6 protein-coding genes are annotated in these 10,742 nt (G+C 70.5%); 2 read left to right on the top strand and 4 right to left on the bottom strand.

The window, feature by feature from the left end:
* Positions 1-917 precede the first annotated feature (917 nt).
* On the bottom strand, positions 918-3,311 hold the full coding sequence (locus tag NQZ70_RS13665; RefSeq protein ID WP_129574602.1) for a glycoside hydrolase family 9 protein: 2,394 nt from the start codon (positions 3,309-3,311) through the stop codon (positions 918-920).
* Between the two features lie 320 nt (positions 3,312-3,631).
* Positions 3,632-5,221, bottom strand: coding sequence for an IS1182 family transposase (locus NQZ70_RS13660; RefSeq protein WP_129572542.1), 1,590 nt, complete (start codon positions 5,219-5,221; stop codon positions 3,632-3,634).
* A 163-nt stretch (positions 5,222-5,384) separates the two neighbouring features.
* Here NQZ70_RS13660 and NQZ70_RS13655 point away from each other — a divergent pair, with 163 nt between their 5' ends.
* Positions 5,385-5,651 (top strand): hypothetical protein, encoded by a 267-nt coding sequence (locus NQZ70_RS13655; RefSeq protein ID WP_129574601.1) that lies wholly within the window; start codon positions 5,385-5,387, stop codon positions 5,649-5,651.
* Positions 5,652-5,810: 159 nt separating this feature from the next.
* On the opposite strand, the gene NQZ70_RS13650 is transcribed toward NQZ70_RS13655, so the two are convergent.
* Positions 5,811-7,025: a metallophosphoesterase gene (locus tag NQZ70_RS13650; RefSeq protein WP_129574600.1), complete on the bottom strand. Its 1,215-nt coding sequence runs from the start codon at positions 7,023-7,025 to the stop codon at positions 5,811-5,813.
* Between the two features lie 344 nt (positions 7,026-7,369).
* Here NQZ70_RS13650 and NQZ70_RS13645 point away from each other — a divergent pair, with 344 nt between their 5' ends.
* Positions 7,370-9,169, top strand: a complete 1,800-nt coding sequence (locus NQZ70_RS13645; RefSeq protein WP_165373945.1) for a DUF885 family protein — start codon at positions 7,370-7,372, stop codon at positions 9,167-9,169.
* Between the two features lie 30 nt (positions 9,170-9,199).
* Here the strand turns inward: NQZ70_RS13645 and NQZ70_RS13640 are convergent, their stop codons facing one another.
* Entirely contained in the window at positions 9,200-10,444 is a 1,245-nt protein-coding gene (locus NQZ70_RS13640) for a DUF4157 domain-containing protein (protein WP_207217834.1), read from the bottom strand.
* Between the last annotated feature and the right edge of the window lie 298 nt (positions 10,445-10,742).

Genomic DNA, 10,742 nt, shown 5'->3' with positions numbered 1-10,742 from the left:
CAAGGTTCGCTCGCCGGGCGAGCTGCTTGCCTTTCCACACGAACACCGATCTTCGACCAGGAGCCCGATCGCTCCGGCGACCTCCCTTGCGGGACGCGCCGCAGCAATGTTCACCTCGACGAGGATCCGTTCATCGAACGGCCAAGAGAGGCACGAGCTTTCGCTCGCCGACTCTCCGCGTCCGCCGATGCGCGGGGGGCCCTTTCTAGGGCCCCTTCGCGGGGTTGTCAACCCCCTCTTTCGATTTCTCTTTCGAGAGAGGCTGACTTCGAGAGACCTACCGCTCAGGTCGAGCAGTTTGGAAGGCTGCCAGCGGTCGCGGCTCCAGGATCTCCAGAGACCACCAGACGCGGCGTTCCTGCCTTCCGGCTCTGCCGAACCGCGAGAGCTCAATCTAGAGTCTCGTCGCGAGGCCGTCAACCTTCTTCGTGAAGATTGGCGGGACGGCCAGGCCTGTTACCACCCACGAGCTGTGCTCCAGCTCGGGAGAGCTGGACTGGGCTCGTCGGCTCGCCTCGCCGATTCGCGAGGGCGCACCCTATACCCGGGCCGCTCCCCTGTCAACGCTGTCGCGTCTGGTCCCCGTTTGCCCCCGTTTCGGAGCGGGAAGGCGCGCGAAAGAGCAACCGAGCGACCTGAAGAGCAGCCGGCTTGTTCTGTTCACCGGCCTCTTCAGGCTCTCAGCACCGCCGCGCGGCAGCGCCGCAGCGCGCCTCTCTCGGCGGCTCCGACCTTGTAACGCTTGACACGAGCGTGTCAACGACGGTGGTACGCCCGGCCGCTGGAGGCGCGGCGGAGCGACCGGCCTGGTCCGGTGCTGGCCCTCGGACGGCCTCGGCGTGGCGACGCGGCGCGGCGCGGCGGCGGGGCCGGGGCGCTCGCCTCCGGCCCGCGGGCCGCGCGCTCCCCCGCCCCGGCTACTTCCCGGCCTTCTCGTCGAGGAACGCGGTCACCCAGGCGAACGGCGCGTTCCAGTTGATCGTGATCTCGTTGACGCTCCAGGCCTCGATGTGGTCGACGAAGCACCGCTGCGCGACGCACCCCTTGAGGCCGGCGCTCTGGACGTGGGGGTCCTGGAGCGAGGAGTTCGGGCCGCCGGACACGGCGCCGGGCGGCGCCTTCGGGTACTTGCTGTTCGCCTGGTGGGCCCAGAACCGGTGGTGCGGGTTCTCGAGCGGCTTGTCGCCGTAGCCGGTCACGTACGACTGCCCGAGCGGGTTGCGCCCGAGCAGGTAGTCCATGCCGAGCGCCACCCCGTCGAGGTACTTGGGCTGCTTGGTGAAGTCGTGGGCGAGCGCGACCACGAGCATGTTGTTGAGCACGAAGGAGTTCGAGCCCCACTCGTACTTGCCGGCGGGCGTCCGCTGGACGAGCGTCCGGTAGCCCTCCTTCTCGGCGACCGCGAGGTACTGGTCGGCGGCCTTCGCGATGCGGCCGCGGATCTGCTGCTGCCACGCCGCGTCGACGTTGCCGGGCACGATCGCCATCGAGATCTGGCCGAGCGCGTCCGTCACCTTCCAGTTCATCGACGAGGCCACCCCGTCGACCTCCGTCGGGAACCGCGCGTTGAGCGGCGAGGCCTGGAGGTGCTGCTTGTACTCCGGCTTCCCGGTGGTGACGAAGAGCTCGGCCGCGGCCCAGTAGAAGTCGTCCTTGACGTCGGTGTCGTCGTACGGCCCGCCGCCCTTGTCGCCGCCGGGCGGCGCGTAGACGGCCGGGTTCTGCTTCGCCGCCGCCCACGCGCGCTCGGCGGCCTTGAGGCACCTCGCCGAGAACGCCGCGTCCACCGTCTTCCAGACGCGCGCGCACTGCGCCCCGACGGCAGCGACGTTGAGCGTCGCCGCCGTGCTCGGCTTGTGGAGCGAGCGCGTCATCTTGTCCTCGTGCGGCGCGAGGCCGAGGCCCGTCCACGCGTCGTCGTGCATCTTGTGGTGCACCATGCCGGCGAGCGGCTTGCCTTCGGGCACCTGCATCCCCAGCAGGAACTCGAGCTCCCAGCGCGCCTCGTCGAGGATGTCGGGCACGCCGTTCTTGCCCTCGGGGATGCTCAGCTTGCCGTCGCCGAAATCGGCGCTCGAGCTGCCGAGGTGCTTCGTCCGCTCGTACCAGTTGAGCAGCGTCCACACCGAGATGCCGCCGTTGACGACGTACTTGCCGTGATCGCCGGCGTCGTACCAGCCGCGGGACGCGTCGAGCGCATAGTCGCAGCCGCTGCCCTTGAGGCAGCGCGTGCTCTTGTCCTGGAGGTGCCCGGCCGGGCGCGCCAGCTCGGGCTTGCCGGCATAAGGCATCTTGATCTCGATGCCGCTCCGGTTGTGGTAGAAATACGCGAGCGCGTCGTACTTGAGCTTCTGGTAGATGTCGGCGCCGATGTCGAACGGGTAGCTCTTCTCCTCGCCGACCTTGAGCACGTAGCCCTGGCCCGGCGCCTTGTGCGCGGTGAAATCGACGAGGTGGACGTGATCGCCGGAGGCGGCGTCCTTCCCGAAGACCTTGGTCTGGCCGTGCGCGACCGGCTTGCCCGAGCCGTCGAGCAGCTCCCACGCGAGCGGCGCGGTCGCCGCGTTGCTCACGCTCGCGATCTTGATCGCGCCCGGCAGATACCCGACCTGGTTCACGGCGACCTTCGGCGCCGCCGCCGCCGCGTCGCCCGCGGGCGCAGCGGCCCTGAACTCCGGGTCGTCGAGGCGGATGTCGTCGATGCAGACCTCGAACGGCTCCTTGGCCGAGGCCATCGCGCCGCCGATGTGGAAGGCGAGCTCCGCCGTGGCGTCGTCGGCCTTCGCCATCGAGAACTTGCCGGAGAAGGTCTTGGGCTCGGTCCCGAGCTCGACGGTGTCGTACCAGTACTCGTCGTAAGGCGGCCCCGACATGCCGACCTTCGGGCGCGCCTTCGTGGGCGCGGACGCCCAGGCCTTGTACTGGATCGTGTAGCTGTGCCCCTTCTGGATCACCATCTCCCGGTGGCGAAACTGGGCGTCCCAGTTGTTCGACCCCTTGTTCGTCACCGTCACGCAATAAGCGCCGTTCTTCACCTCGGCGCTGCCCGCGCCCGGCGCGGTGAACGAGGTGGTCCAGGGCAGGCTCTTGTTGTCGTCGAAGTCGGAGGCCTTGAGCAGGTTTGTCTGCGCGGGCCCGGCGCTCGCCGCGGCGCCCGTGTCAGCGCCGGGGGCGGCGCCGGCGGAAGGGGCCTCCGCGGAAGGGCCCTGCGCGGTCGCGCATCCAGCGCTCGCCGCGAGCGCGCCGAGCACGAGCGCGGACGCCCGCCCCGCTCGGCGGAGGATCCACGGCTTGAGATGGGAGTCGTTCATAAGTCCTCGGTTCACGGATAGGGGCAATCAGCGGTTAAAAAGCGGCAATTACGTCCATCTTGTCAAGCGCAATCCTCGCCCGCGCGTCGAAATGGCGGGCCGCGCCGCCCTGCGGATCCCCGGCCGGCTCCCCCGCGGCTCGACCACGACGGAGCTGCGCTGGAGGCACACGGGAGCCGCGCCGGAGGTCGCGAGCGCTCCGGAGGCCGGGCCGGCGCGCGCTCCATCCTCGTGCTCCGGCGCCGGTCGATCGCGCTGGTACCCCCGGCGCGGCCGCACTAGAGCGCCGAACATGTTGAAAACCATCTAATTCCAATGGTTTACGCCGCCTCCTGCATCAGCCGCTGGGCCGCTTCGAGGTTTTGGATCGCCGCTGCGCGGCGGAGGTCGAACAGGTTTCTCCTGGCGCCGATGTAGCGCGCGCTGTGTCCTTTCCGCGCTGCGATGTGGGCGAGCGCATGCTCCACAGCTGTCCGCTGCCGGAGCACCTCGCGCCCCGGCCCGGTCTGCTGCAGCTTCCGGAACTTGCGCTGCAGGGCTTCGTCCTTGGCGATCGATACCGTCCGACCTCGTCCGGAAGCGGCCTGGGTGCACTTAGCTCGCAGAGGGCACGCGCCGCACTCCTCAGGATCAAACTCGACCGTGTCGCCCGGTTCGAATACCTCGACCTGTCCTGCCGGACACGTGATCGTCTTGGCGCGCAGGTCGATCTTGAAGTCGCGCTTGCTGAACAAACCGGGGCTGCGAGCCCGCTGGCCCCAAGGTTTCGAGAACACCTGGCCGCCCGCGCGGAGCACGTCGTCAACGACCGGGCTGTTCACGTAGGCGCGATCGATGTGAAGCTCGACCAGACGTAGCCCCTGATGCTGGACGTCCTCGGCGAGCGGCGCGGCGCCCTCTTCTTCAGGCCGATTCGCTGGTGTGACGGCGCAGGCGACGATGACGGGAAGGTCAAGGTCGCGTGCGATGTGTTCCTTGTAGCCGTCGAACCGCTTCGAGCGGCTTTTGCGGCCGTGGCGCATCTCGACATCCTCAATGGAGACACGGCGGTCGGGCGCAACGCCTTGCCGGATGCGAATCGTGCCATCCTCGGCTGTTTCCAGGTCCTGGTTTCGAACCTGTGTGAGCGCATCAAGATAGGTGCGAAGTGGCTGCTCGACGACGTCGTCCAGATGCCGGTCCACCCACTGCTGCAGCGACGAGACCTGCCGCTCCAGGATCTGGACCGCCGCCGCTTTCTGCTTCGGGTCGCTCCAGTCGAGGTCGAGCCCGGCCTTGATGCTGGGCGCCAGAAGCAGCGGGATGCCCGCCTTGCGGCAGATCTCCTCGGCAGGACGCCCGGTGATCTTCGACACGACGCCGACGATGCTGCGCGCAGCATGGCCGAGCAGGTTGATCGTGTCCTCAACCCGCCCGGCCCCCGCTAAAGGGCGGCTGTCGATGGCCACGCGCAGCGCTTTGGACACCGCACGCCTCTCGCCCTCCGTCATCGCGCCGGACCGAACGAGCGCCACGGTCCGCTCCAGCAGCACTCGGTCCATCTCGTGCGCTACCATCCGCTCCCGGAACGCCTGCAGCGCGCCCTGCGAGAACGGAGGCGTGGCCGCACCCAGACAGCCGAGCACCATCTGCCAGCGCAGGTCGACGACGGACAGCTCCACCGCCTCGGCATCGGATGCGCCGACGTAGCCCTGGAGCAGCGTGACCATGCACATCAGCGCCGGCGGATGCGGCGGCTCGCCTGCCCCCGTCATCCGGTACATGCCCTCCAGCTGCTCCTGGAACGTCTCATCAAACAGCTCGTGCCGGTGCAGCCTGAGAAAGCCGAACAGGGCTCTCACGCGTGTCAGCCGCTTCATCAGCGACTGCTCCTGCCGCGACAGCTCCACCGGCGGCGACCATCGTTCCATCCGTGAACCTCCGGCCGCGGACGAGATCATGGCCCGGCGAGACGGTCGAGCCTTCCATCGAAGCGCCGGGGATTGTCACAAAATCAACCTGATCGGTGCTCTAGGCTCTGCGGCGCCTCGTCGCGTCCGGATCGCGACCGAGCACCCTAAACGAGGAGACGACATGGCAAAGCACAGCTTCTCAGTCCCCTTCCCCGGTTCCGCTCAAGAGATCGTCGCGAAGGCCAAGACAGCGATCGAGAAGGCCGGTGGCCAGTTCAACGGCAACGAGGGCAACGGCACGTTCTCGGTGCCCACGCCGGCGGGGACGGTGAAGGGATCCTATGCCATCGCCGCCCAGAGCTTCTCGGTCGACATCACGGACAAGCCGTTCATCGTCCCCGGCAGCGCCATCGAGTCCCAGGTGCGCAAGTTCCTCGAAAAGGCCTGATCGGCCGCCCGCGCGCTCCGCGGTCGCCGCGCGAGGCGCGGAGTCGATCGCCGCGCCGCCTCGGCGCATCGGGCCTCCTCCGCGAAGCATCCAATCTGGAACGCGCCCCCTCGGGGCGCGGGGGAGCCGGCGCCGGCCCCGCGGGCGGGAGCGCGCCTGTCACGCGCCGTCGCCGGCGAGGTGCACCTTGAGCACGCTCTCCTCGGCGGGGACGCCGAGCCGGAGGGGGAAGCCGTAGTGCCCTGTCCCGCGGTGCACGTAGAGCCGGTCCGGGCCGCGGGCCCAGAGGCCGTGATCGGGCATGTTCACGAAGAGCCGTAGGGCCGTCCAGGAGCCGCCGAGGCTGACCAGGCCGAGCTGCCCGCCGTGGGTGTGGCCGGAGAGCACGAGATCGCCCTCGCCCTCGCCGAGGAGGCGGAACGCGCCCGGGTCGTGGAGCAGGACGAGCCGGAGCGCCCCGGGCGCGCGCGGGTGCCGGGCGCAGACCTCGGCCATGCGCTCCGCGCGATCGCGGTAGTGGAAGTCCATCCCGAGCACCTGGACCGGCCCCGCGGCCGTCTCGACGAGCGCCGCCTCGTCGACGAGCAGGCGCACCCCGGCCCGGGCGAGCGCGGTCGCGACGAGGCGGGGCGACTCGTGATCGTGGTTGCCGTGGCACGCGAACACGCGGCCCTCCAGGGCGCGGAGCGGGGACAGCGCCTCGGCGAGGTGCTCCGCGGTGTCCTGCGACTCCATGGTTAGGAAGTCGCCGGTGAGCACGACGAGATCCGGATCGCGGGCGACCGCGCGCTCGCAGATGCCGCGGAGCCGCGCGACGGACATGAACGGACCGAGGTGAGGGTCGGTGATCTGGACGATGCGGAGCGGGCGGCGCGCGGAGGGCGCGCCCTCGCGCGAGAGCGGGTGGCGCTTCAGCCCCTCGACGCGCGCGCGGTCGACCACGAGCTCGACCTCCTCGCGGCGGGCGGTGAGCGACTGGAGGATGCCGACGCCGGCGAGGGCGAAGGGCGCCCAGAGGCCGTACGGCGTCGCCCCGAGGCCGCTCGCGATGGCCCACGGGAACGACAGGAAGATCGCCGCCACGAAGTAGGACGCCGGGATGCTCACGAGCGCCCGGTAGGCGAGCGGGCGCATCCGCGGGCGCGAGAGCAGGAGGAAATGCAGGTAAACCGCGCCCTGGAGGTACGCGAACGCCGGCGCGAGCGGGCCGACGTGGCGGAAGAGCGCGCACGAGATCAGCGTGTGGATGCCGAGCAGCACGCCGACGAACCGGGCGTAGAGCCGGCCGCGACGGCGCCGCGCCGCCACGGCGACGAGGAGCCAGGCCAGGAGGGAGGCCACCCAGAACAGGACGACGGGGGTGAGGAACTTCAATCGACGGCTCCAGGCGACTCGGGCGCGCAGAGCCACCGCGGTCTGCCCTGCCCGGTCGGACGGGCGAGTTTCCCGCGTCCGGCGCGCCCGCGCCAGGCGTCCGGGTCCGGTCGTGCGACGGGCGAGCTTACCCCCTCGGGGCCGGCGGCGTTGCGGCACAGGCCCCCGGCTGGTACGGAGGCGCGATGCGCCGCAGGGAGCGCCGCCACGACCCGGCTGCGATCGAGTGACGGACCCCCCGAGATAACTGGCATTCCCCAGGCAATCGTGCGCGCGCCCTGACGGGAAAAGGCATCATCGCACCCGCGCCGGAGGGCTCCTTGTTGTTCCATTCATCACGGACCGTGCTGCTGTCGCTGGCGCTCTTCGCCCTGAGCCCGCTCGCGTGCAGCCCGCCCCCGTCGCCGGCGACGCCAGGGCGCACCGGAGCCGAAAGCTGCGCCGCCGCGGCGGCGCAGCTCGCGGCGCTCGCCGGCGAGCACTGGGACGGCCGGCTCGCGGCCGAGCCCGTCGAGGCGACGTTCCTCGGCTTCCACAGCCACGACGATCGCCTCCCCGACGTCACCGAGGCCGGCCGCGCGCGCGAGATCGCGCGCCTCGAGGCGCTGCTCGGGCGGGTGTGCGCGATCGACCCGGCGTCCCTCGCGCTCCCCGATCGCGTCACGCACGGGATGCTGGTGCATGAGATCGAGAGCGACCTCGCACGGCGCGAGTGTGACCTCTCGGCGTGGGCGGTCGACCAGCTCGGGGGACCTCAGGTCGAGCTCTTCCAGCTCGCGCGGGTCCAGACGGTGCGCACGGTGGAGGAGGGCCGCGCCCTCGTCGCGCGCTGGAGCGAGATCGGCGCGCACATGGACGCGCGCACCGACCGGCTCCGGCGAGCGCTCCAGCAGGGCAAGGTGGCCCCGCGCGCCACGGTGGAGCGCGTGATCGCCCAGCTCGACGAGCTGCTCGCGAAGCCCTCCGGCGCGTGGGCGCTCATGAGCCCCCGCGACGCCGCGCACCCCGACTGGCCGGACGCGGAGCAGAGATCGTTCGCGGCGGCGGTGGAGCAGGCGGTCGAGGGCGGCGCCCGCCCGGCCTTCTCGCGCTACCGGGAGGCGCTCGCCCGCGAGATCCTGCCGCGCGCCAGGGACGACGCGCGCGCGGGCCTGTCCCACGTGCCCGGCGGCGAGGCGTGCTACGCGCGCCTCATCAAGGCGAGCACATCGCTCGCGCTCTCGGCGGACGAGGTCCACGCGATCGGCCTCGAGCAGGTCGCGCGCATCCGGGACGAGATGAAGGCGCTCGGCGCGAAGGCGCTCGGCACCTCCGATTTCGCGGAGATCCAGCGCCGCCTCCGCGAGGACAAGGCGCTCACCTTCTCCACGCGCGACGAGGTCGAGGCGGCGGCGTCGGCGGCGGTCGCGCGGGCCAGGGCCGCGATCCCTGCCTGGATCGGCGCGCTGCCCCGGACCCCGCTCGACGTGAGGCGCATGGAGGCGTTCGAGGAGAAGCACTCCCCGCCCGCCCTCTACCGCGATCCCGCGCAGGACGGGAGCCGCCCCGGGACGTACTACGTCAACACGTATGCCCCCGAGACGCGCCGTCGCTTCGAGTCCGAGGTCGTCGCGTTCCACGAGGCGATCCCTGGCCACCACATCCAGGTCGCGCTGGCGCAAGAGCTCGGCGAGGTGCCCACGTTTCGCAAGCACGCGAACGTCATGGCGTTCACGGAGGGCTGGGGGCTCTACAGCGAGCGGCTGGCGGACGAGATGGGGCTCTACTCCAGCGATCTCGATCGGCTCGGGATGCTGAGCGCCGACGCCTGGCGCGCGTGCCGGCTCGTGGTCGACACGGGCATCCACGCGAAGGGCTGGAGCCGCGCGCAGGCCGTGACCTACATGATGGCGAACACGATCGTCGACGAGGGCGTCGTCGTGAACGAGGTCGATCGCTACATCGGCTGGCCCGCGCAGGCGCTCGCGTACAAGGTCGGCCAGCTCGAGATCCAGCGGCTGCGCGAGGACGCCGAGCGCAAGCTCGGGCCCCGGTTCGACATCAAGGGGTTCCACGACGCGCTGCTCGGGGCGGGCGCGGTCACCCTGCCGATCCTCGGCGACCAGATCGCGCGCTGGGTCGCGTCGCGCGCACGCCTCCCCTGAGCACTCGCCACCTCGACCGGCGTCCGGCGCTCACGCGGTTCTCACGACCACCGGGTAGGGGCCGGGCGCAACGTCGTCTTCGTCCACGTACATGCGATTGAACGCGCCGCTATATTCGTCGAGCTCAGCCTCGGACCACGCCTCGTCGAACGCATCCTGGTCTGCGTACTGCTTGTCGATCAGCTCCTTTGCTGTGCGAGCCAACGTGGGAGGCACACCCCACGCAACGAGCATTCCCTGGGTGATTTGCGTCGCGGGAAGATAATCACCGCCGGCAGCCTGGTTCGGGTCGGCCTGCTGCAGGGTGACGGTGCCGCCAAGCGAGGTCCAGGTGTTATTGGACCATTCCCCCCGCTCGGCCTTGATGGTCTTGGGGATACCGTCAGGGTACGTGGTGTCGTAGGTGAGGTGCACGTCGACATAGGTCCAGATGCCGTTCGAGGCGCTGTGCTTTGCGGCGTCCTCCAAGCCGCGCCATCCTGCGTTCAGGTTCAAGGTCTGGGTGGTCGGTACCAGGTTCAAGCGATCGTTGCCGGGACCCCCGAGCTTGGCGTTGATGATGTGGAAGCGAACCCATTGACCTTTCAGCTTGCCGAACTTTCTCTTCAGCCAATTCCAGCCGGGTGGATCGACGCTCGGTGTCCCGCCGTCGCTCGGATTCCGCATCACCGCGATGACCCGCTCGGGGACGGTCGCAGCGTTATGTGCGGTAGTCTTTTTGGTGTCCCAGTGGGTGCCGTCGGCGGTCGGGGTCGCGCTGGCATAAGTGCCTTGCGGCTTTCGCTGGATGGGGCCCGCGATGCTCCCGCCGGCGTGACCCCACGCAGCCGCCTCCCACGGACTGGCGGCCTCTCCCCGCGCTGCCAGCGCCCCCAGCCTATCTGCCTCGGCCTCCAGGGCCGGCTGGTCATTGACCCCGCGCCCCATGAGCTGCGTCGTCGCCCGCACGCGCCCCTGCTTCTGCTGCACCACGTGCCACGCCTCGTGCGGCACGTGCCGCTCCTGCCCGGGGGCCACGTGGATCTCCGGCCCCAGGGTGTACGCGAGCGCATCCAGCTCCGCGGGGCTCGTGGAGTTGTAGTGGACCCGGACGTCATCCATCGGCAGACCGGAGAGGTGCTCGATACCGGCCTTGAGCGGGTCGGGCAGCCCGGTGCGGTTCGGCGCCGGAGCCGCCTCGACACGCCTCGGCGCCGCGCCGCCGGCGGCGAGTTGCGCCACCTCTCGCGCCGTTCGCCGCTGCAGCGCGATGCCTGCGGCCTCCTTGGCGGTCATCCGCCCCGAGACAGAGGAGTCCCTCTCCTCGCCCGATGCCAGGCGGGGCCTGCGCCCGAAGAGCTGGTGCGCGCCCCCCTCGCCGCGCCTCGGCGTCGGCGCGGTCGACTGGGCCTTCTCTTCTTTCCCACGAAACCCTGAGGCCATGCGCATCCCCCCCGCGCTCGACCACGCAACGACCGCGCCGCCGCGGATCCTCGGCAGCGGCAGGGCTCGGGCTCGACGCCGTGTCGCAGCGTGCGACATGATACGTTGCGCTCTGCAACATCCGTCGCGCGCAGCGTCGGAGGATCTCCGC

It is taken from the genome of Sorangium sp. So ce836 (assembly GCF_028553905.1).
Classification (GTDB): domain Bacteria; phylum Myxococcota_A; class Polyangia; order Polyangiales; family Polyangiaceae; genus Sorangium; species Sorangium cellulosum_D.
Note: the sequence above shows the minus strand (reverse complement) of the source record. Positions and strands in the feature narration are given on the sequence as shown.